Here is a 21,482-nt window from a genome sequence, read left to right on the forward strand (position 1 = left end):
GCGTCGCGACAGGCGATCGTTCGAGAACAGGGCTGCGTCCCGCCCGCGCGTCCTGCTCTCGCGCGATCCATACCCCGCGGGTGTCACGGCGGAGTCGGCCCACGGCACAGGCGAAGGGGTGCCCCTCTTCGGAAGCAATCGGGGAAGGGGCCCCGCTCTTGCGTCCGAAGAGGGGCACCCCGTAGCCGGTACCCCAGAACGAACGACCTACGTGACGGGACCCGTCCACTTCTCGCCGGGACCCTTCCCGATCGGGTCGGGGATGACGGATGCCTCGCGGAAAGCGAGCTGCAGCGAACGCAGGCCGTCGCGCAACGAGCGGGCGTGCATGTCGCTGATCTCCGGCGCGCCGGCGGTGATGAGGCCGGCGAGGGAGTTGATGAGCTTGCGCGCCTCGTCCAGGTCGAGCTGCTCGGCGGGGTTGTCGGCCAGGCCGGTCTTGACGGCGGCGGCGCTCATGAGGTGAACAGCGGCGGTGGTGATGACCTCGACCGCCGGCACGTCGGCGATGTCGCGCGTCGCGGAGGCCGAGGCGCGCTCCTGTTCCTCCCAGCGGGCGAGCCGCTCGTCTTCTCCGCCATGGCGGTGCGCGGCGTGGTCGTCGGAGGGGTGGTCGGAGGGGATCGTGTCCACGTGAATCTCTCTGCTAGACTATGGCGGGCTTCGGAGTGTCTCACTCCGTACGAAAGAGGATCACATCCCACCCGCGCTTGCCGCTCCAGGCTACCGGGTTCCCGCACTCCGCTCCGTGTCGCACGGGGTCGCCAGGGTGCAGAAGCCGGTGCTGACAGCACCGTGCCGGGTGGCGTGTGTACTCCTCTTCGCCCGCGAATCCATCGGATCGCGGCGGCCACCACCCGCACACAAGAGGAGTTCCGCATCAGCGATCCCCGCACCAACGAGCGCATCCGAGTCCCGGAGGTCCGTCTCGTCGGACCCAACGGCGAGCAGGTCGGCATCGTCCGAATCGAAGCTGCGCTGCGCCTGGCCCAGGAAGCGGACCTCGACCTGGTCGAGGTTGCGCCGAGCTCGAAGCCGCCCGTGGTCAAGATCATGGATTACGGCAAGTTCAAGTACGAGGCCGCTCAGAAGGCCAAGGAAACGCGTCGTAACCAGGCGAACACGGTCCTCAAAGAGGTTCGTTTCCGTCTGAAGATCGAGGCCCACGACTACATCACCAAGCTCAAGCGCGCCGAGGGCTTCCTCCAGGCGGGCGACAAGGTGAAGGCCATGATCCTGTTCCGCGGTCGTGAGCAGTCGCGTCCCGAGCAGGGTGTGCGCCTGCTCCGCAAATTCGCGGAAGACGTCGCCGAGTTCGGCACGGTCGAGTCGAACCCCACGATCGACGGCCGCAACATGGTGATGGTGGTCGCTCCTCACAAGAACAAGTCCGAGGTCAAGACCGAGCAGAACGCGCAGCGCGCGGCGAACCGCGAGGCGGCGCGCAGCGCATCCCGCGGCGAATCGGCCCCGGAAGAAACGCCGACCTCGGCCCCCGCCGAGTAAAGCTCCCCAGACTCCCGCTCCGCCGGGAACACCAACGAAGGAAGACAGATGCCGAAGCAGAAGACCCACTCGGGTGCCAAGAAGCGCTTCAAGCTCACCGGTAGCGGCAAGCTCATGAAGCAGCAGGCCGGTATGCGCCACAACCTCGAAGGCAAGGCCTCGAAGCGCACTCGCCGCCTCAACCAGGAGCAGGTCCTGGCCAAGGGTGACTCGAAGGTCGCCAAGAAGCTCCTCGGTCTCTGAGCGCCGACGCACGTTAGGAAGAAACAGAAATGGCTAGAGTCAAGCGGGCAGTAAACGCCCACAAGAAGCGTCGCGTCATCCTCGAGCGCGCCTCCGGTTACCGCGGACAGCGTTCGCGCCTGTACCGCAAGGCCAAGGAGCAGGTCACCCACTCCCTCGTCTACGCGTACCGCGACCGTCGCAAGCGCAAGGGCGACTTCCGTCGTCTGTGGATCCAGCGCATCAACGCCGCGTCCCGTCAGAACGGCCTCACCTACAACCGCTTCATCCAGGGCCTCGGCCTCGCGGGTGTGCAGGTCGACCGTCGCATGCTCGCCGAGCTCGCCGTGAACGAGCCGGCCGTGTTCGCCTCGCTCGTGCAGACCGCCAAGGCGGCGCTGCCCAGCGACGTCAACGCTCCGAAGTCCGCGTAAGTCGCGTCTTCCCCCGAACGGGCGTCCTCCTCGGAGGGCGCCCGTTTCGTCGTTCGCGCGCGGCATCCCGGGCTCCATGCCGCCACCGCCATACACTGGTCACGTGCTGGAGAACCCCCGTTCGCCGCGGGTGCGCGCCGTGGCCAAGCTCAGCAAGCGCGCTGCCCGCCAGGAGACCGGCCTGTTCCTCCTCGAGGGGCCGCAGGCCGCCCGCGAGGCTCTGGCCTGGGCGCCCGAGACGGTGCTCGAGCTGTACGCGACGCCGGCCGCCATGGAGAAGCACGCCGACGTGCGCGATGCCGCCGACCGCGCCGGCGTGGAGCTGCAGTACACGACCGAGGCGGTCCTGGATGCCATGGCCGACACGGTCACGCCGCAGGGCATCGTCGCCGTGGCCCGACAGTCGCCGACGGCGCTGAGGGACGTGCTCGCGGCGGGGCCGCGCCTGGTCGCGATCTGCGAGGAGGTGCGCGATCCCGGCAACCTCGGCACCATCATCCGTGCCGCCGACGCCGCGGGCGCGGACGCCGTCATCCTGACCGGTCGCACCGTGGACCCCTACAACCCGAAGGTCGTGCGCTCCACCACGGGGTCGCTGTTCCACGTGCCCGTGGCCGTCGACCTCGAGCTGTCCGACGTCGTCGCGCGCATGCACGAGGCGGGGCTCCGGGTGGTCGCGGCGGACGTCGACGGTGACGACTTCCTGGCATCCCGCGACCGTCTCGCCGAGCCCACGGCGTGGCTGTTCGGCAACGAGGCGCGCGGTCTCGACGACGACGCCCTGGCGTACGCCGATCTGGCTCTGCGCCTGCCGATCTACGGCCGCGCCGAGTCGTTGAACCTCGCGACCGCCGCGAGCGTCTGCCTGTACGAGACCGCGTTCGCCCAGCGGGCCCGCTGAGCCGCTGCGCGCACGCCTCCGGCTGTTACAGAACGGTTAAGGCGTGCGCGGGAATGTGGTCGCTCGCACCACATGCTCATAGGGTGATCACATGGCATCCGTTCCCCCGGCGGGCTCCGAGCCCCTCGTCGTCGTCTCCGACGTGCAGAAGCATTACGGCCAGTTCCAGGCGCTGAAGGACATCGACCTGACCGTCGACCGCGGCGAGGTCGTCGTCGTCATCGGTCCGTCGGGGTCGGGCAAGTCGACGCTCTGCCGCACCATCAACCGTCTCGAGACCATCACGAGCGGTTCGATCACGATCGACGGCAAGGAGCTTCCCAAGGAGGGGAAGGGCCTGGCCGAACTGCGTGCCGACGTCGGCATGGTCTTCCAGTCGTTCAACCTCTTCGCGCACCTCACGATCCTCGAGAACGTCACGCTCGGCCCGATCAAGGTCCGCAAGATGAAGAAGGCGGATGCCGAGAAGGAGGCGCGCGCGCTCCTGGACCGCGTGGGCGTCGGGCACCAGGCCGACAAGCTCCCCGCCCAGCTCTCGGGCGGCCAGCAGCAGCGCGTCGCGATCGCGCGCGCACTGGCGATGAAGCCCAAGGTCATGCTCTTCGACGAGCCCACATCCGCGCTCGACCCCGAGATGATCAACGAGGTGCTCGACGTCATGGTCGGCCTCGCCAAGGACGGCATGACGATGATCGTCGTGACGCACGAGATGGGCTTCGCCCGGAAGGCGGCGAACCGCGTGGTCTTCATGGCCGACGGCCAGATCGTGGAGCAGGCCGCCCCCGAGCAGTTCTTCACCCGGCCCGAGTCGGACCGTGCGAAGGACTTCCTGTCGAAGCTCATCACGCACTGACCGCCCGACGGCGTGGAACGAGGAGGTTCTCCCGCCGACCGACACTCGACCGTCCCCGGTCGTCCTCGCGCGCCGTCGCCCCCCCCGACCCCTTTCCGCACAGCACACGTAACCAAGGAGACATCACATGCGTAAGACTCGTTTTCTCGCCGGCGCGAGCATCGTCGCCGCCGGCCTGCTGGCCCTGACGGCCTGCAACAGCGGCACCCCCGGCGCCGCTCCCGCCGAGGGCGACGGCACCGACACCACGCAGCTGTGGGAGGTGGCGTCCGACGTCTCGCTCGACGGCAGCCCCACCTACGAGCGCATGGTCTCGGCTGACAAGGTCGTCGTCGGCGTCAAGGAAGACCAGCCCGGCCTCGGCTTCAAGGACCCGGTCTCGAACGAGCGCGGCGGCTTCGACGTCGAGATCGCCCAGTGGATCGCGGCGTCGCTCGGCTTCGACGCCGACAAGATCGAGTACAAGACGATCCCCTCGGCCAACCGCGAGCAGGAGCTGGTGAACGGCAACGTCGACTACTACGTCGGCACCTATTCCATCACCGACAAGCGCAAGCAGCAGATCGACTTCGCCGGACCGTACCTGATCACGGGCCAGGGCCTGCTGGTCGCGGCCGACAACGAGGACATCAACGGCCCCGACGACCTCGCCGGCAAGATCGTCTGCTCGGTCACGGGTTCGACCCCGCTGCAGCGCATCCGCGACGAGTACAACCCGGGCGACACCGTCGAGTACGACACCTACACGCAGTGCCTCGAGCAGCTGCGCTCCGGCTCGGTGGACGCCGTCACGACCGACCAGGCGATCCTCGCCGGATACGTCGCGCAGGAGCCGGAGACGTTCAAGATCGCCGGTGACACCTTCAGCGAGGAGCGCTACGGCGTCGGCCTCCCCAAGGGCGACACCGTGCTGAAGGACCACATCAACACCCTGTTCAACGACGGTGGCGACGTCTGGACCGCGCTGTTCGAGAAGAACCTCGCGCCGGCCGGCATCGAGGGCGAGCAGCCCACCGCCGACGAGTGACCCGTTCGGGGTCGGCTCATCCGGACGGGTGAGCCGACCCCGAACCCCTCCTACGACTAAGGACCACGCATGGGTGTCATCACCGACAACCTCGACATCTGGAGCGAAGCGCTCGTCGGCACGCTCGTGCTGTTCTTCGCGGGCGGCGCGCTCGCGCTCGTGCTCGGCATCATCGTGGGCGCGATGCGTGTCTCGCCCGTGCCGATCGCGCGCGCGGTGGGCACGTTCTACGTCAGCGCCATCCGCAACACCCCGCTGACCCTGGTGTTCTTCGCCTTCGTGTTCGCGCTACCCCCGCTGCTGGGACTCCGGCTGACCGGCGACGTCTCGTTGACGCTCGGCATCTGCGCCCTGGGCATCTACACCGCAACCTACGTCGCCGAGGCCATCCGCTCCGGCGTCAACACCGTTCCCGTCGGGCAGGCCGAAGCCGCGCGGGCGCTGGGGCTCGGGTTCGGTCAGGTCATGACCCTCGTCGTGCTCCCGCAAGCCTTCCGATCCGTCATCCCCCCGATGATGAGCGTGTTCATCGCGCTGCTGAAGAACACCACCGTCGCCGCCGGCTTCTCGATCGTCAACCTCGGCTCGGTGCGCAACTACCTCAGTGAGCGCGGCGAGAACGCGTTCCTCGTCATCCTGTGGGTGATGGTCATCTTCGTCGCGCTGGTGCTCCTGCTCTCGTGGGTGCAGCGCACGCTCGAGAACCGATGGAGGGTCGCACGATGAGCAGCGTCCTGTACGACGTCCCCGGCCCGAAGGCCATCCTGCGCAACCGCATCCTCGGGGTGCTCACGATCCTGGTGGTGCTCGGCATCCTGGCCTTCTTCGTGTGGCGCCTGCTGGAGACGGGCCAGTTCACCGCGAAGAAATGGTCCGCGTTCACCTACACCAACGTGTGGACCAGCATCCTGAACGCGACCCTGGCGACCCTCGCCGCCTTCGGCGCGGCCGCGGTCGGCGCCCTGGTGCTGGGCTTCGTGCTCGCCATCGGCCGCCTCTCCGACCACGCCTGGGTGCGCTGGCCCTTCACCGCCGTGATCGAGGTGTTCCGCGCGATCCCCGTGCTGGTCTTCATGTTCCTGCTGTACTACGGGTTCCCGGTGATCGGCATCCGTATGGAGCCGTACTGGGCCGTCGTGATCGCGCTCATCTGCTACAACGGCTCCGTGCTGGCGGAGGTCATCCGTGCCGGCGTCGAATCGCTCCCGCGGGGCCAGGCCGAGGCCGGGTACGCCGTCGGGCTGCGCAAGGCCGGGGTGATGCGTCTCGTGCTCCTGCCGCAGGCGATCCGCGCGATGATGCCCGTCATCATCGCCCAGCTCGTGGTGACGCTGAAGGACACGGCGCTGGGCTTCATCATCACCTACCCCGAGCTGCTGTTCTACGCGAAGTACATCGGGGCACAGCCGACGGTGGGCTCGCCGATCGTGCCGGCGACCATCGTCGTCGGTGCGATCTACATCGCCCTGTGCCTGCTGCTGTCGTTCGTGGCGAACCTCGTCGAGAAGCGACTGCGCCGCTCGCCGCGCGGCGACGTCGCCGCTCCCGTTCAGCCGCTGCAGCAGGGGGCGACCGACACGTCGCTCATCGTCGCCCAGCGCGGCGGGTCCGCGACCTGATCCGGCCCCGGCGGGCGGGGGAGTGTCCCCGCCCGTCGGTAGACTCTCATCTCGTGTCCGACGCACCCGAGATCACCCCCGAGGCCGTCGCCTCCGCCGTCGATGCCGCACTCGCGGCCATCGCCGCGGCCGCGACCACGGCCGAGTTGAAAGCCGCCCGCTCCGCGCACACCGGGGAGCAGTCCTCCCTCGCGCGCCTGAACGCCCAGATGCGCCACGTGGCCCCCGAGCAGAAGGCTGCGGTCGGCAAGCTCGTCGGCCAGGCGCGCGGGCAGGTCAACCAGGCGCTCGCCGCTCGCGAGGCCGAGCTCGCCGAGGCCGAGACGGCCGCGCAGCTCGAGGCCGAGCGCATCGACGTCACCGCGCTGCCGCAGCGCGCCCGGGTCGGCGCACGGCATCCCATCTCGCTGCTCCAGGAGCAGGTGTCCGACATCTTCGTCGGCATGGGATGGGAAATCGCCGAGGGGCCCGAGCTCGAGCACGAGTGGTTCAACTTCGACGCGCTCAACTTCGACGTCGACCACCCCGCGCGGCAGATGCAGGACACGTTCTTCGTCGACCCGGTCGCGCGCCACCTGGTGTTGCGGACCCACACCAGCCCCGTGCAGGTGCGTTCGATGCTCGAGCGCGACCTGCCCATCTACGTGCTCTGCCCGGGCCGGGTGTACCGCACCGACGAGTTCGACGCGACGCACCTGCCGGTGTTCACGCAGTTCGAGGGACTCGTCGTCGACAAGGGCATCACCATGGCCCACCTCAAGGGCACCCTCGACCACGCCGCGCGCGTGCTGTTCGGGCCCGAGGCCAAGACGCGCTTCCGCGCGAACTTCTTCCCCTTCACCGAGCCGAGCGCCGAGCTCGACCTGTGGCATCCCACCTTCAAGGGCGGGGCGCGATGGATCGAGTGGGGCGGCTGCGGAATGGTGAACCCCAACGTCCTGCGCGCCGCCGGCATCGACCCCGAGGAGTACTCGGGCTTCGCCTTCGGCATGGGCATCGAGCGCACGCTCATGTTCCGCAGCGACGTCCAAGACATGCGCGACATGGCCGAGGGTGATGTGCGCTTCAGCGAGCAGTTCGGAATGGTGGTCTGATGCGGGTTCCGCTGTCGTGGTTGCGTGAGTACGTCGATCTCCCGACGGACGTCACGCCCGAGCAGGTGCTCGCCGATCTCGTGCGGGTCGGCTTCGAAGAGGAGGAGGTGCACCGTTTCGAGCTCGAGGGGCCGATCGTCGTCGGTCAGGTCGTCTCGTTCGAGGCCGAGCCGCAGTCCAACGGCAAGACCATCCGCTGGTGCCAGGTCGACGTCGGCGCCGAGCACGGGGGAGTGCGCGGCATCGTCTGCGGCGCGGGCAACTTCTTCCCCGGCGACAAGGTCGTGGTGACCCTGCCTGGCGCCGTCCTGCCCGGGCCCTTCCCGATCGCGGCCCGCAAAACGTACGGTCACGTCTCCGACGGCATGATCGCCTCCGCGCGCGAGCTGGGGCTCGGCGACGAGCACAACGGCATCCTGCGTCTCGTCGAGCTGGGACTCGACGCGCCCGTCGGCACCGACGCGATCGCGCTCCTCGGGCTCGACGACGTGGCCGTCGAGATCAACGTGACCCCCGACCGCGGGTACGCCCTTTCGCTGCGCGGCGTGGCCCGCGAGTACTCCCACGCGACCGGCGCCGCGTTCCGCGACCCCGCCGAGCGCACCTGGGGCGACCTCGAGCCCGGCACCGGGTTCCCGGTCGCCGTCGACGATCAGGCGCCCATCCGCGGGCGCGTCGGCGCGACGGAGTTCGTCGCCCGCATCGTGCGCGGCGTCGATCCCACCAAGCCGACGCCGGCGTGGATGATCGCGCGGCTGACACTGGCCGGCATCCGCTCCCTCGGCGTGCTGATCGACATCACCAACTACGTCATGCTCGAGCTCGGCGAGCCCATCCACGGCTACGACCTCGACCGCCTGCAGGGCGGCATCACCGTCCGTCGTGCGCGGGCCGGCGAGACCCTCGAGACCCTCGACGGCAAGGTGCGCACCCTCGACCCCGAGGACCTGCTGATCACCGACGAGTCCGGTCCCATCGGCCTGGCCGGCGTCATGGGTGGCGGGACGACCGAGATGACCGACGCGACGCGCAACGTGCTCATCGAGGCGGCCGTCTTCGACACCGTGACGATCGCGCGGACGGCCCGCCGGCACAAGCTGCCCTCCGAGGCGTCGCGCCGCTTCGAGCGGGGTGTCGACCCGAACGTCCCGTTCGCGGCCGCGCGCCGCGTCGCCGACCTCATGGTCGAGTACGCCGGCGGAACGCTGGACACGACCACCGGCGGCGCGCTCATGACCGAGGTGCACATCGACGGCATCGTCCTTCCCGATGGGTTCGTCTCGGGCCTGATCGGCGTCGACTACCCCGACGAGGAGATCGTCGCCTCGCTCGAGAAGATCGGATGCCGCGTCCTCGACGAGGGTGCGCAGCGCCTGGTCGTCCCGCCGTCCTGGCGCCCCGATCTCACGGACCGGTGGACGCTCGCCGAGGAGGTCGCCCGCATCGGTGGGTACGACCGGATCCCCTCGATCCTCCCGACGCCCCCGTCCGGCCGCGGCCTCACCTCCGCCCAGCAGGGCCGTCGCCGTGTCGCCAACGCCCTCGCGGCAGCGGGCTTCGTCGAGACGCCCTCGTTCCCCTTCACCACCGAGGAGCAGAACGCCTTGCACGGCTCGCCCTCCGGTGATCCGCTGCCGAGCGTCAAGCTCGCGAACCCGCTCGACGGACTCGCGCCGTTCCTCCGTCGCTCGCTGGTCCCGGCGCTGCTGCAGGTCGCGCACCGCAACGTCTCGCGCGGCATCGTCGACCTCGCGCTCTTCGAGGCGGGGACGGTCTTCCTCCCCAAGCCCGGTGTGCAGTACGGCACGGCGTCCGTGCCGCCGCTGGCCGTGCGCCCCGACGCCGCCACCCTCGCGGCGCTCGACGCGTCGATCCCGCCGCAGCGTCGTCACGTCGCGATCCTGCTGTCCGGGCACTCCGTGCCGAAGCAGCCGGGACAGCCCCCCCTGGCCGCCGACCTCGCGGATGCCGTCGACGCGGTGCGCGTCCTGGCCGCGGCCGCGGGTGTCGACGTCGAACTGGTCCAGGCGCAGCGCGCGGCCCTCCACCCGGGTCGCACGGCGCGCGTGCTGGCCTCGGGTCAGGACATCGGGTACGTCGGCGAACTGCTGCCCGCGGTGTCCGCCGCGGCGGACCTGCCCGGGCGGGTGCTCGTGGCTGAGCTCGACCTCGACGCGATGCTCGAGCTGGCGCAGTCGCGCGTGGTCGCGGCATCCCTGTCGGGATTCCCGGCGGCGACGCAGGATGTATCGCTGACCGTTCCGCTCGAGGTCGCCGCTGGCGACGTGCGCGCCGCCCTCGTCGAAGGGGGCGCGCCCCTGCTCGAGGGTGCCCGCCTCGTCGACGACTACCGCGGGCAGGGGCTCGCCGACGGGACGAAGAGCCTCACGTTCGCCCTGCGCTTCCGCGCCGACGACCGCACGCTGACGGCCGCCGAGGCGACGGATGCCAAGCTCGCCGGCGTCGCGGTCGCGTCCGAGCGTCTCGGCGCCGCCATCCGCGACTGACGATCCGTCCCCTCGGGAGCGCCGCCCGGCTCACGCCGCGCGGCGCTCCGGTGCGTTCGACGTGTGTGCCGACGCCCGAGCGACCGGGGAGGTGTTGCGCGTCACGAGCGAGCGCTCGCGCAGAGCGCGCATCGTCCTGCCGCGCGTTCCGTCTGGACGCGCACCGGGCGCGGAGGCGGCGCGAGCCGACCGCGGGGCGTGAGACGACCGCGGGTGCGCCCCGACCGCTCATTCGCTCCGACCGCGAGGACGGCTGCCCTCATCGCCGATAAGGGGGCAGTCGGGGGTGCTCGGCGATGAGGGCAGGCCTCCGAGCGTACACGACGTTTGTCCCCCAAATGGGGGACAGGCGTGCGAGTGAGTGCGTCCGGGCGCTCCGGCCGCGTGAGACCGCGGGCGGTCGACGTTGATTTGCCCCGTCGACCTCACGGCCGATACCCTCGCCCTATGTCGTCGACCACCGCACGCGCCGAGGAGCTCTTCGTGAGCACCGGCGACGAGCGTCGACGTCGGGTCGCGCGCCGATTCTCGGCGACCTCGTAACCCGCCACCGGTCGGGCATACGGGCGTCGCCGCCCCGCTTCACGCTGCGTGCAGCATCAGCCCCGACTCGTAAGGTGGATACATGACCCTCTCGGTCGCCGTCTCCGGCGCTTCCGGCTATGCGGGTGGCGAGATCCTCCGCCTCCTCGCCGACCATCCCGACGTGGAGATCCGCACGGTCACCGCGCACTCCAGCGCCGGCCAGCGGCTCGTCACCCACCAACCGCACCTGCGCTCGCTCGCCCACCTCGACCTGCAGCCGACCACGCCCGAGGTGCTCGCCGGTCACGACATCGTCGTGCTCGCCCTGCCTCACGGACAGTCGGCGCAGTACACCGACGCCCTCGCCGACACCCCGCTGGTGATCGACGCCGGCGCCGACCATCGCCTGACATCGGCGGAGGACTGGGCCGCCTTCTACGGCGGCGAGCACCCCGAGCCCTGGACGTACGGCGTCCCCGAGCTGACCGTCGACGGCGTCAAGCAGCGCGAGCACCTCCGCGGGGCCACGCGCATCGCCGCGCCCGGGTGCAACGCCTCGACCGTCGCGCTCTCCCTCGCGCCGGGCGTCGCGGCGGGCGTGATCGACCCGGGGGACATCGTGTCGGTGCTCGCCGTGGGGCCGAGCGGCGCCGGGAAGTCGGCGAAGACGAACCTGCTCGCCAGCGAGATCCTCGGCACCGCGAACCCGTATGCCGTCGGCGGTACGCACCGGCACATCCCCGAGATCCGCCAGGCGCTGGCCGCCGCCGGGGCGCCGCGTGACGGCATCCGTCTGTCGTTCACGCCCGTGCTCGTGCCGATGGCGCGCGGCATCCTCGCGACCTCCTCGGCGCCGATCATCGACGGCGCGACGGATGCCGAGATCCGGGCCGCGTGGGAGAGCGCCTATGCCGACGAGACCTTCGTCGAGCTGCTGCCCGCGGGGGTCTTCCCGCGCACCGCGGACGTGCTCGGCGCCAACATCGCATCGATGGGTCTCGCGGTCGATCGCGCGGCGAACCGCGTGACCGTCGTCGCCGCCGTCGACAATCTCGTCAAGGGCACGGCGGGAGCCGCCGTGCAGTCCATGAACATCGCGCTGGGCCTCGCCGAGACCACCGCCCTTCCCCTGAACGGAGTCGCCCCGTGAGTGTGACGATCCCCGCTGGTTTCGAAGCGGCCGGCGTCGCCGTCGGCCTCAAGTCCTCCGGTGCCCGCGACGTCGCCCTCGTCGTCAACCGCGGACCGCTCAAGGTGGGCGCGGCGGTGTTCACCTCGAACCGCGCGAAGGCCAACCCCATCCTGTGGTCGGAGCAGGTCGTGAAAGACGGCGTGATCGAAGCCGTCGTGCTGAACTCCGGCGGCGCGAACTGCTTCACCGGTGCCTTCGGCTTCCAGACCACGCACCAGACCGCGGAGCGCGCGGCCGACCTGCTCGGCGTCGGCGCGGGCGACGTCGTCGTGTGTTCGACGGGACTGATCGGCACGGGCGACGAGGTGTTCCGCGCGAAGGTGCTCGACGGCGTCGAGAAGGGCGTCGCCGCTCTCTCGGCCGACGGCGGAGAGGACGCCTCTCTCGCCATCATGACCACCGACTCGAGGCCGAAGCGCGCCGCTCACCATGGCGAGGGGTGGAGCATCGGCGGGATGGCCAAGGGCGCCGGCATGCTCGCCCCGGGCCTGGCCACCATGCTCGTGGTCCTCACCACCGACGTCGTGCTCGGTGCGGCGGAGGCCGACGCGGCGCTGCGATCGGCGACGCGCGTCAGTTTCGACCGCCTCGACTCCGACGGCTGCATGTCGACCAACGATCAGGTGACCCTGGTGTCCAGCGGGGCCAGTGGCATCCGGGTGGATGCCGACGAGTTCGGCGCCGCGCTCGCCGCCGTGTGCGACGACCTCGCCGCGCAGCTGCAGGGTGACGCCGAGGGCGCGAGCCACGACATCACCATCCGGGTCGTGAACGCCGCGAGCGAGGACGACGCGGTCGAGGTGGGCCGCTCGATCGCGCGGAACAACCTCTTCAAGGCCGCGGTCTTCGGAGGCGACGCGAATTGGGGGCGCGTCCTCGCCGCGATCGGCACGACCGACGCGGCCTTCGACCCCTACGACGTCGACGTGTGGATGAACGGGGTGCGCGTATGCACCGCCGGCGGTCCCGACCGTCCCCGCGAGGACGTGGATCTGACCCCCCGCGCCACCGACCTCGTCGTCGACCTCCGCGTCGGCGACGCCGCGGCCACGATCCGTACCAACGACCTCACGCACGATTACGTCCACGAGAACAGCGCCTACTCCTCATGACCCACGTCGACCTCCAAGACACCGATCCCGCCGCCGCCAGCGAACGGGCGGTCACGCTCGTCGAGTCATTGCCCTGGGTGCGCAAGTACCGCGATCAGGTCGTCGTGGTGAAGTACGGCGGCAACGCCATGGTCAGCGATGAGCTGCAGGACGCCTTCGCCGCCGACATCGCCTACCTGCGTTACGTCGGGGTGAAGCCGGTCGTGGTGCACGGCGGCGGCCCGCAGATCTCGTCGATGCTGAACCGGCTCGACATCCCGAGCGAGTTCCGCGGCGGCTACCGCGTCACCTCGACCGAGGCGATCGGCGTCGTCCGCATGGTGCTCACCGGCCAGATCAACCCGCAGCTCGTGGCCAAGGTCAACGCGCACGGGCCGCTGGCGACGGGCCTGAGCGGAGAGGATGCCGGGTTGTTCGGCGGTCGTCGACGCGGTGTCGTGGTCGACGGGGTCGAGCACGACCTCGGCCGCGTGGGCGACGTCGTCACGGTCGACCCGCAGCCGGTGCTGGACCACCTCGCCGCGGGACGCGTGCCGATCGTGTCGAGCATCGCCCCCGACCTGGACCACCCCGGCACCTCGCTCAACGTCAACGCCGATGCGGCCGCGGCGGCGCTCGCGATCGCGCTGAACGCGAAGAAGCTCGTCGTGCTCACCGACGTGCCCGGCCTCTACGCCGACTGGCCCAACCGCGACTCGCTCGTGTCGCACCTGACCTCGACGGAGCTGCGGGCGATGGTGCCCACGCTCGAGTCGGGGATGATCCCCAAGATGCAGGCGTGCCTCGACGCCGTCGACGGGGGAGTGCCCACGGCCGCCATCATCGACGGACGCGTGCCGCACTCGGTGCTCGTCGAACTCTTCACCAACAAAGGAATCGGAACGGAGGTGGTCGCGTGAACGCGGACACGACTCAGGAACCCGCGACGCCCCGCGCCGCCTGGCAGGACGACGCCGGACGCGACCTCGTGCGCAGCTTCGGCGACCGCATGGCGCTCTTCGTCCGCGGTGAAGGCGCCTACGTGTGGGACGGCGACGGCAAGAAGTACCTCGACTTCCTCGCCGGCATCGCCGTGAACGCCCTGGGCCACGCCCACCCGGTGTTCGTCGAGGCGATCACCGCGCAGGCCTCGACCCTCTCGCACGTGTCCAACTACTTCGCCACGCCCCCGCAGCTGGCGATGGCCGCGCGGCTCAAGCGCCTCGCCGGCACGGGGGAGTCGGGCCGGGTCTACTTCGGCAACTCCGGCGCCGAAGCCAACGAAGCAGCTCTCAAGCTCGCCCGCCTGCACGGGCGCGGCACCGACCGCACGCGCATCCTCACGCTCAAGGGCGGCTTCCACGGACGCACGATGGGCGCGCTGGCGTTGACCGGCAAGCCCGCCCTGCAGGCCGACTTCCTGCCCATGGTGCCCGGGGTCGAGCACATCGACGCCACGATCGACGCCCTCGAAGCCGCCATGGACGAGCGCGTCGCCGCGCTCCTCGTCGAGCCCATTCAGGGCGAGGCGGGTGTCGTCGAGCTGCCCGAGGGGTACCTCCGGGTGGCGCGCGAGCTCACCCAGCGGCACGGCGCCCTGCTCATCGTCGACGAGATCCAGACCGGCGCCGGCCGCACCGGCGCATGGTTCGGTTTCCAGCACGCCGGTATCGTCCCCGACGCGATCACCGTGGCCAAGGGGATCGGCGGTGGCTTCCCGATCGGCGCGCTCATCACCTTCGGCGCGGCGAGCCACCTGTTCTTCCCCGGCACCCACGGATCCACCTTCGGCGGCAACGCGCTCGGAACCGCCGTCGGCGGCGCCGTGCTGAACGAGATCGAGTCGGCCGGACTCGTCGACAACGCCGCCCGGCGCGAGACGCAGCTGCGCGCGGGCATCGCCGCACTCGATTCCCCGCTGGTCGCGGGCGTGCGGGGCAAGGGACTGCTCCTCGGCATCGGCCTCACCAGCCCCGTCGCGAAGGCCGTCGTGGCCGCCGCCCAGGAGCACGGCCTGGTCGTCAACGCCGCCAACGACGACACCATCCGCATCGCCCCGCCGCTGACGATCGGGGATGCCGAGGTCGAGGAGTTCCTGCGCCTGTTCGGCGCGGCACTCGCCACCGTCTCCGATGCCCTCATCCTCGAAGGAGCCCCCGCGTGACCCGCCACCTGCTGCGCGACGACGACCTGACCCCGGCCGAACAGGCCGAGATCCTCGACCTCGCCATCGAGCTGAAGAAGGACCGTTGGGCGCAGAAGCCGCTCGAGGGCCCCCAGACGGTGGCGGTGATCTTCGACAAGTCGTCGACACGCACGCGTGTGTCGTTCGCCGTCGGGATCGCCGACCTGGGGGGATCGCCCCTCATCATCTCGACCGCCAACAGCCAGCTCGGCGGCAAGGAGACCCCCTCCGACACCGCGCGCGTGCTCGAGCGTCAGGTGGCCGCGATCGTGTGGCGCACCTACGCGCAGGCCGGCCTCGAGGAGATGGCGCGCGGAACCCGCGTGCCCGTGGTCAACGCCCTGAGCGACGACTTCCACCCGTGCCAGCTGCTCGCCGACCTTCTCACCATCCGCGAGCACAAGGGCGAGCTGAAGGGGCTGACGCTGTCGTTCTTCGGCGACGGCCGCAGCAACATGGCCCACTCCTACGTCCTCGCCGGTGTCACGGCCGGCATGCACGTGCGCGTCGCCGCCCCCGACGACTACGCGCCCCGTGCCGACGTGATCGCGGATGCCGAGCGCATCGCCGCCGAGACCGGCGGATCGGTGACGCTGCTCGCCGACCCCGAGGCCGCGGCATCCGGGGCCGACGTCGTGGTCACCGACACGTGGGTGTCGATGGGCAAGGAGGAGGAGAAGATCGCGCGCATCCGCGACCTCGGCGGCTTCAAGGTCACGAGCGAGCTGATGACGCGCGCGGCCGACGACGCGATCTTCATCCACTGCCTCCCCGCCGACCGCGGGTACGAGGTCGACGCGGAGGTCATCGACGGCCCGCAGAGCGTCGTGTGGGACGAGGCCGAGAACCGTCTCCACGCCCAGAAGGCGCTGCTGGTGTGGCTTCTGCGCCAGGACTGACGCCGCGGGTCGGCCGGCTCTGGACCCGTTTCGACGGGCCGGGCCGGCTGGCCGGCGTGGACCTCGCCCGGGGGCTCGCGGTGCTCGGCATGCTGGCGGCGCACCTGCTCGACACCGAGCGGCTGCTCACCCCCGACCCGGTGTCGTGGATCACGCTCGTCAACGGCCGCTCGTCGATCCTCTTCGCCGTGCTCGCGGGTCTGTCGATCTCGCTGGTCACCGGCGGTACCCGTCCGCTGCCGCCGGAACGGCGTCCGCGCGCGGCCGCGCGTCTGGCGATGCGCGGGGCGATGCTGTGGGTCATCGGGCTGCTGCTGGTCATGACCGGTGTGCCCGTCTACGTCATCCTGCCCGCGTACGCCCTGCTCTTCGTCCTCGCCCTCCCGTTCCTGGGCCTGCGCGCGCGCGGTCTGTTCACGGCGGCCGCGGTGCTGGCCGTGATCATGCCGTGGGTGCAGCCCGTGCTCGACGCGGCGCCCATCTGGGCGGGGCCGGGGGGAGACGAGCTCGCGGCGCTCGTGGGGTGGAACTACCCGTTCACCACGTGGATCGCCTTCCTCCTGGCGGGCATGGGGGTGGGGCGTCTCGACCTGCGCGCACTGCCCGAACAGGGACTGCTCGTGACGGTGGGCGGCGCTCTCGCACTCGCCGGATACGGTGCCGCGCTGCTCACGGCCCCCGCGGTGGTGGACGTTCCGTACCTCTCCGCCGTGCTGACCGCCGAGGACCACTCCTCGGGGCTGTGGGAGGTCATCGGCTCGGGCGGCTTCGCCATCGCCGTCATCGGCGCGTGTCTGCTGCTCTGCCGGACCCCGCTGCGATGGGTGACGGTGCCGCTGCGCGCCGTGGGATCCATGCCGCTGACCGCCTACGTGCTGCAGCTCGTGGTGTGGGCGGTCGTGGCGCTCGCACTGCTGGGCGACACGTCGGATCTGTACGGCATCCGCGAGGCGGGACTGTTCGGACCGCTCGTGTGGGGACTCGTCGTGCTCTGCACGGTCTGGGTGCTCGTGATCGGGCGGGGCCCGCTCGAGACGCTGATCGACCGCGTCGTGCGGGCCGTCGTCGGCAGGGATGCCGTGAGCCCCACGGCGCAGCGGCGTTGAGGCCGCGGCGCCGTCGCGGTGCTCCCGGCTCGGGGGATGTCGGCAGCCGTCGGTAGGCTGGGGGGATGAGCAGCGAGACCGGCCAGGCGACGAACGAGGGTGCCCTGTGGGGCGCCCGTTTCTCGGGCGGACCCTCTCCCGAACTGGCGGCGCTGAGCCGCTCCACGCACTTCGATTGGGACCTCGCGCTCTACGACATCCAGGGGTCGCACGCCCACACCGCCGCCCTCGAGGCGGCGGGGTATCTCGACGCCGACGAGGCTCGGGCCATGCACGAGGGCCTCGACGAGCTCGCTGCACGCGTCACGGACGGGTCGCTCGTCGCCGCGCCGGGTGACGAAGACGTCCACGGCGCCCTCGAGCGGGTGCTGATAGAGACGGTGGGGCCCGCCCTCGGGGGGAAGCTCCGCGCCGGTCGCAGCCGCAACGATCAGATCGCGACCCTCGTGCGTCTCTACCTGCTCGATCACTCCCGCACGCTCACCCGCGAGCTTCTGCGTCTCATCGACGCGCTCGTTGCACAGGCCGAGGCCAACGGCTCGGCGATCATGCCCGGGCGCACCCACCTGCAGCACGCGCAGCCCGTCCTCCTCGCCCACCACCTGCAGGCCTACGGGTGGGCGTTCGTCCGGGGCATCGAGCGCCTGCGCGACTGGGCGACGCGCGCCTCGGTCTCGCCTTACGGCGGAGGGGCGCTCGCCGGAGCCACCCTCGGCCTCGACCCTCAGCTCGTCGCCGACCACCTCGGGCTCGCGCGTCCGTCCGAGAACTCCCTCGACGGCACCGCGTCGCGCGACGTCGTGGCCGAGTTCGCCTTCATCACCGCGATGATCGGTGTCGACCTCTCGCGCCTGTCGGAAGACGTCATCCTCTGGAACACGCGCGAGTTCGGCTTCGTCACCCTCGACGACGCGTACTCGACCGGCTCGAGCATCATGCCGCAGAAGAAGAACCCCGACATCGCGGAGCTCGCCCGCGGCAAGGCGGGGCGCCTCATCGGCAACCTCTCGGGGCTGCTCGCGACCCTCAAGGGCCTTCCGCTGGCCTACAACCGCGACCTGCAGGAAGACAAGGAGCCCGTCTTCGACTCCGTGCGCACGCTCGAGCTCGTGCTCCCGGCGTTCTCGGGCATGATCGCGACGCTGCGCTTCCACGCCGACCGCATGGCCGAGCTCGCGCCGCAGGGCTTCTCCCTCGCGACGGACGTGGCCGAGTGGCTGGTGCGGCAGGGCGTGGCGTTCCGCGATGCGCATGAGATCTCCGGCGCGCTCGTTCGCGCGTGCGAGGATCGCGAGATCGGCCTCGAAGACGCCGACGATGCGCTGCTCGCCTCGGTCTCTCCGGCCCTCACCCCGGCCGTTCGCGAGGTGCTGACCATCGAAGGATCGGTGGCGAGCCGCAGCGGCGTCGGCGGAACGTCGCCCGTGCGGGTGGGGGAGCAGCGCGAAGAGCTCGTCGTCCGCGCGCAGGCTGCTGCCCGCTCGCTCGTGTCGTGAATATCAGCATTTTACTTATCAAGCGCACTTCATAAGCGTTATGCTTATCGCATGACCGTCGCCGTCATCGCCGATATCGTCGCCTCGCGACGCCTGGACGATCGGGCCGGAGCGCAGCGTGCGATCTCCGACGCCGTCGCCGACGTCGAGCGTGCGCTGCCGGTCGCGACGGCACCGCTCACCGCGGTCGTCGGCGACGAGCTGCAGGGGGAGTACCCGTCGCTATCCGCCGCGCTCGCCTCGCTGCTGCTGCTGCGTCTCGCGCTGCCCGAGGGCGTCGACTGCCGGTTCGGCGTGGGAGTGGGCGAGGTGCGCCCCATCGCGATCGAGGGCCGGGAGCTGCCCGAGGGACCGGCGTGGTGGGCCGCCCGGGCCGCGATCGAGAAGGTCGAGCGGCTGCAGCAGCGCGCCGCGCCGCTCGCGCGCACGTGGATCGAACGGGCTGAGGGGGAGGATGCCGGCATGACCGAGACCATCGCGCTGGCCACCGCGTACGCCCTGAGCCGTGACCAGGCTGTCTCGGCCATGAGCGACCGCGCGCGCCGCCTCACCTACGGCCGGTGTCTCGGCCGGTCGCAGCGAGATCTCGCCGCGCAGGAGGGAATCAGCCAGTCCGCGGTGTCGCAGGCCCTTTCCTCCGCGGGGTCCGCCGTCGTGGTCGAGGGCTACGAGCTACTGGTGGCGGGGGTGCACGCGTGATCGCCGCGGGTCTTCTGCTGCTCGCGGTGGGCGGGGTCGATCTGGTGCGCCAGATGATCCGCTCCCGCCGGTGGATCGCTCTCGCCATCGCGGGCGTCGCGCTGATCATCCTGTCGGCCGGTCTCGACGCCGTCGTCGCCGGGGTCCTGGCCGTCGCCATCGCGGCGATCTGGACGTGGGTGCTTCCCGAGCGAGGGCCCGCGCGCGCGGGGCTGTGGCCGGTCGCGCTGCTGGCACTGGCCGCGGCGGCGTGCGTGGTCATCGCTCCCGCGCGTGCGCGTCCGGGGCTCATCGGCGAGGCATGGGCCGCCTACCGCCCGGGCGACGCCGTCTCGGTCGACGTGGTGCTGCTCGTGGTGGGGTGTCTCGTCTTCCTCCTCGAGTCGGGCAATGCGGTGGTGCGCATCGCGCTGCGGTCGGAGATGGGCGGGGCGCCGGGTGACGAGCAGGCCGCACCCACGCTCAAGGGCGGACGGCTCATCGGTCCGCTCGAGCGGATCCTCGTGTTCGTCCTCACCCTCGCCGGCGCCTACACGCTGCTGGCGGCCGTGCTCGCGGCGAAGGGCATCGTGCGCTTCCCCGAGATCTCGCGCGATCGCGACGACGGCGATCGCGCCGAATACTTCCTCATCGGCAGCCTGGTCAGCTGGGTGACCTCGCTCGCGGCGGCGTTCCTCGTGTGGTGGGGCGTGCACGCCGGCTGACCCCCGATCCGAGCGCGTCGTCCCTGTCAGGCGAGCGGGGCATCGCATCCGTCGGGGCGCCAGGCCGTGGCATCCGGGGGCACCCGAGCCCGCTGGTAGCCTGAACCGGTGTCTGCCTCCACCGACGCGGCGCCCGTGAGCGCCCTCGCACCCGCCAACGACCCGACGTTCGCAGGCGTCTGGGACGAGCTGCTGTGGCGCGGCCTGGTCCACGTCTCCACCGACCAGGACGAACTGCGCGAACTGCTGTCGGGGGAGCCGATCGTCTTCTATTGCGGGTTCGACCCGACCGCGCCGAGCCTGCACCTGGGCAACCTCGTGCAGCTGCTCACCATGCGTCGCCTGCAGCTCGCCGGACACCGCCCGCTCGGGCTCGTCGGCGGATCGACCGGGCTCGTGGGCGACCCGCGACCGACGGCCGAGCGCACGCTCAACACGCGCGAGACGGTGGCCGAGTGGGTCGCGAGCCTGCGCGCCCAGGTCGAGCGCTTCCTGAGCTTCGAGGGCGACAATGCGGCGCGCATCGTGAACAACCTCGACTGGACCGCGCCGCTCAGCGCGATCGATTTCCTCCGCGAGATCGGCAAGCACTTCCGCGTCGGCACGATGCTGAAGAAGGATGCCGTGAGCGCGCGCCTGAACTCCGAGGCGGGCATCAGCTACACCGAGTTCAGCTACCAGATCCTCCAGGGCATGGATTACCTCGAGCTGCACCGCCAGTACGGCTGCGTGCTGCAGACCGGCGGCAGCGACCAGTGGGGCAACCTCACCAGCGGCACCGACCTCGTGCGCAAGGTCGAGGGCGTCTCGGTGCACGCCATCGGCACGCCGCTGATCACCAACAGCGACGGCACGAAGTTCGGCAAGAGCGAGGGCAACGCGATCTGGCTGGATGCCGAGATGTGCAGCCCGTGGGTGATGTACCAGTTCTGGTTGAACACCGACGACCGCGACGTGATCGAGCGCCTCAAGGTGTTCACGTTTCTCTCGCGCGCCGAGATCGACGAGTACGCCCGCCTGGTCGAGGAGGAGCCCTTCCGTCGCGCCGCGCAGAAGCGTCTCGCCCGCGAGGTCGTCACGACCGTGCACGGCGCGGAGACGACCGAGAGCGTCATCGCCGCGACCGAGGCCCTGTTCGGCCAGGGCGACCTGACGGGTCTGGATGCCGCGGTGCTCCGCACGGCGCTGCAGGAGCTGCCCCACGCGACCGTCGCCGCCGGATCGAGCGTCGTCGAGGCGCTCACGGCCACGGGCCTGTCGTCGAGCCTCAGCGACGCGCGTCGCGCGATCGCCCAGGGCGGCGTCTCGCTCGACGGCGCGAAGGTCGTGGGCGACGACGCGGTCGTCGAGGGGACGCTCCCCGGCGGGGTGTCGGTGCTGCGGCGCGGTAAGAAGACGCTCGCGGGGCTCTTCGTCGACTGA

21 protein-coding genes are annotated in these 21,482 nt (G+C 70.7%); 20 read left to right on the top strand and 1 reads right to left on the bottom strand.

Annotated features, from left to right (window positions below; all coding sequences use genetic code 11):
- Nucleotides 1-207: 207 nt before the first annotated feature.
- A complete protein-coding gene (locus B0B15_RS07860) occupies nucleotides 208-633 on the bottom strand; it encodes a DUF1844 domain-containing protein (protein ID WP_076674769.1) in 426 nt (141 codons plus the stop codon).
- A 207-nt stretch (nucleotides 634-840) separates the two neighbouring features.
- Between B0B15_RS07860 and infC the strand changes: the two genes are divergently transcribed.
- The 20 genes from infC to tyrS all read left to right on the top strand — a co-directional run bounded on the left by infC (nucleotide 841) and on the right by tyrS (nucleotide 21,482).
- On the top strand, nucleotides 841-1,506 hold the full coding sequence (gene infC, locus B0B15_RS07865) for a translation initiation factor IF-3 (RefSeq protein ID WP_076675286.1): 666 nt from the start codon (nucleotides 841-843) through the stop codon (nucleotides 1,504-1,506).
- A 48-nt stretch (nucleotides 1,507-1,554) separates the two neighbouring features.
- Complete coding sequence (rpmI, locus tag B0B15_RS07870; RefSeq protein WP_013583375.1) at nucleotides 1,555-1,749, top strand: 50S ribosomal protein L35; 195 nt, start codon at nucleotides 1,555-1,557, stop codon at nucleotides 1,747-1,749.
- 29 nt (nucleotides 1,750-1,778) lie between these two features.
- Nucleotides 1,779-2,162, top strand: a complete 384-nt coding sequence (gene rplT / locus B0B15_RS07875) for a 50S ribosomal protein L20 (RefSeq protein WP_058232312.1) — start codon at nucleotides 1,779-1,781, stop codon at nucleotides 2,160-2,162.
- A gap of 103 nt (nucleotides 2,163-2,265) precedes the next feature.
- Nucleotides 2,266-3,063, top strand: coding sequence for a TrmH family RNA methyltransferase (locus B0B15_RS07880; protein ID WP_076674772.1), 798 nt, complete (start codon nucleotides 2,266-2,268; stop codon nucleotides 3,061-3,063).
- 91 nt (nucleotides 3,064-3,154) lie between these two features.
- The gene (locus B0B15_RS07885; protein ID WP_076674773.1) at nucleotides 3,155-3,916 is read left to right on the top strand and encodes an amino acid ABC transporter ATP-binding protein; all 762 of its coding nucleotides are present in this window, start codon (nucleotides 3,155-3,157) and stop codon (nucleotides 3,914-3,916) included.
- Nucleotides 3,917-4,043: 127 nt separating this feature from the next.
- Nucleotides 4,044-4,943: a glutamate ABC transporter substrate-binding protein gene (locus B0B15_RS07890; RefSeq protein WP_076674775.1), complete on the top strand. Its 900-nt coding sequence runs from the start codon at nucleotides 4,044-4,046 to the stop codon at nucleotides 4,941-4,943.
- Between the two features lie 69 nt (nucleotides 4,944-5,012).
- Nucleotides 5,013-5,669 carry an amino acid ABC transporter permease gene (locus B0B15_RS07895; protein WP_076674777.1) on the top strand — a complete coding sequence of 219 codons (657 nt, stop codon included), beginning with the start codon at nucleotides 5,013-5,015 and terminating at the stop codon, nucleotides 5,667-5,669.
- Nucleotides 5,666-6,562 carry an amino acid ABC transporter permease gene (locus B0B15_RS07900; protein ID WP_076675288.1) on the top strand — a complete coding sequence of 299 codons (897 nt, stop codon included), beginning with the start codon at nucleotides 5,666-5,668 and terminating at the stop codon, nucleotides 6,560-6,562. The genes B0B15_RS07895 and B0B15_RS07900 overlap by 4 nt, the downstream gene beginning before the upstream one ends.
- Nucleotides 6,563-6,615: 53 nt before the next feature.
- Nucleotides 6,616-7,656: a phenylalanine--tRNA ligase subunit alpha gene (gene pheS, locus B0B15_RS07905; protein ID WP_076674778.1), complete on the top strand. Its 1,041-nt coding sequence runs from the start codon at nucleotides 6,616-6,618 to the stop codon at nucleotides 7,654-7,656.
- Nucleotides 7,656-10,163 carry a phenylalanine--tRNA ligase subunit beta gene (pheT, locus tag B0B15_RS07910; RefSeq protein WP_076674780.1) on the top strand — a complete coding sequence of 836 codons (2,508 nt, stop codon included), beginning with the start codon at nucleotides 7,656-7,658 and terminating at the stop codon, nucleotides 10,161-10,163. The genes pheS and pheT overlap by 1 nt, the downstream gene beginning before the upstream one ends.
- Before the next feature lie 625 nt (nucleotides 10,164-10,788).
- Nucleotides 10,789-11,838 carry an N-acetyl-gamma-glutamyl-phosphate reductase gene (gene argC / locus B0B15_RS07915; RefSeq protein ID WP_076674781.1) on the top strand — a complete coding sequence of 350 codons (1,050 nt, stop codon included), beginning with the start codon at nucleotides 10,789-10,791 and terminating at the stop codon, nucleotides 11,836-11,838.
- Nucleotides 11,835-12,992 (top strand): bifunctional glutamate N-acetyltransferase/amino-acid acetyltransferase ArgJ, encoded by a 1,158-nt coding sequence (gene argJ / locus B0B15_RS07920; RefSeq protein WP_076674783.1) that lies wholly within the window; start codon nucleotides 11,835-11,837, stop codon nucleotides 12,990-12,992. Before argC ends, argJ begins: the two co-directional genes overlap by 4 nt.
- A complete protein-coding gene (gene argB / locus B0B15_RS07925) occupies nucleotides 12,989-13,891 on the top strand; it encodes an acetylglutamate kinase (RefSeq protein WP_076674785.1) in 903 nt (300 codons plus the stop codon). Before argJ ends, argB begins: the two co-directional genes overlap by 4 nt.
- Nucleotides 13,888-15,135 carry an acetylornithine transaminase gene (locus B0B15_RS07930; protein WP_076674786.1) on the top strand — a complete coding sequence of 416 codons (1,248 nt, stop codon included), beginning with the start codon at nucleotides 13,888-13,890 and terminating at the stop codon, nucleotides 15,133-15,135. The genes argB and B0B15_RS07930 overlap by 4 nt, the downstream gene beginning before the upstream one ends.
- Nucleotides 15,132-16,055, top strand: coding sequence for an ornithine carbamoyltransferase (argF, locus tag B0B15_RS07935; protein WP_076674788.1), 924 nt, complete (start codon nucleotides 15,132-15,134; stop codon nucleotides 16,053-16,055). Before B0B15_RS07930 ends, argF begins: the two co-directional genes overlap by 4 nt.
- Nucleotides 16,034-17,161 carry a heparan-alpha-glucosaminide N-acetyltransferase domain-containing protein gene (locus tag B0B15_RS07940; RefSeq protein ID WP_083708910.1) on the top strand — a complete coding sequence of 376 codons (1,128 nt, stop codon included), beginning with the start codon at nucleotides 16,034-16,036 and terminating at the stop codon, nucleotides 17,159-17,161. Before argF ends, B0B15_RS07940 begins: the two co-directional genes overlap by 22 nt.
- Nucleotides 17,162-17,226: 65 nt before the next feature.
- A complete protein-coding gene (gene argH / locus B0B15_RS07945; RefSeq protein WP_076674789.1) occupies nucleotides 17,227-18,657 on the top strand; it encodes an argininosuccinate lyase in 1,431 nt (476 codons plus the stop codon).
- Between the two features lie 51 nt (nucleotides 18,658-18,708).
- The gene (locus tag B0B15_RS07950) at nucleotides 18,709-19,356 is read left to right on the top strand and encodes a SatD family protein (RefSeq protein WP_076674791.1); all 648 of its coding nucleotides are present in this window, start codon (nucleotides 18,709-18,711) and stop codon (nucleotides 19,354-19,356) included.
- The gene (locus B0B15_RS07955) at nucleotides 19,353-20,060 is read left to right on the top strand and encodes a hypothetical protein (RefSeq protein ID WP_076674793.1); all 708 of its coding nucleotides are present in this window, start codon (nucleotides 19,353-19,355) and stop codon (nucleotides 20,058-20,060) included. The genes B0B15_RS07950 and B0B15_RS07955 overlap by 4 nt, the downstream gene beginning before the upstream one ends.
- 108 nt (nucleotides 20,061-20,168) lie before the next feature.
- Nucleotides 20,169-21,482, top strand: coding sequence for a tyrosine--tRNA ligase (gene tyrS, locus B0B15_RS07960; protein ID WP_076674794.1), 1,314 nt, complete (start codon nucleotides 20,169-20,171; stop codon nucleotides 21,480-21,482).

It is taken from the genome of Microbacterium sp. RU1D (assembly GCF_900156435.1).
In the GTDB taxonomy this organism is placed as follows: Bacteria; Actinomycetota; Actinomycetes; order Actinomycetales; family Microbacteriaceae; genus Microbacterium.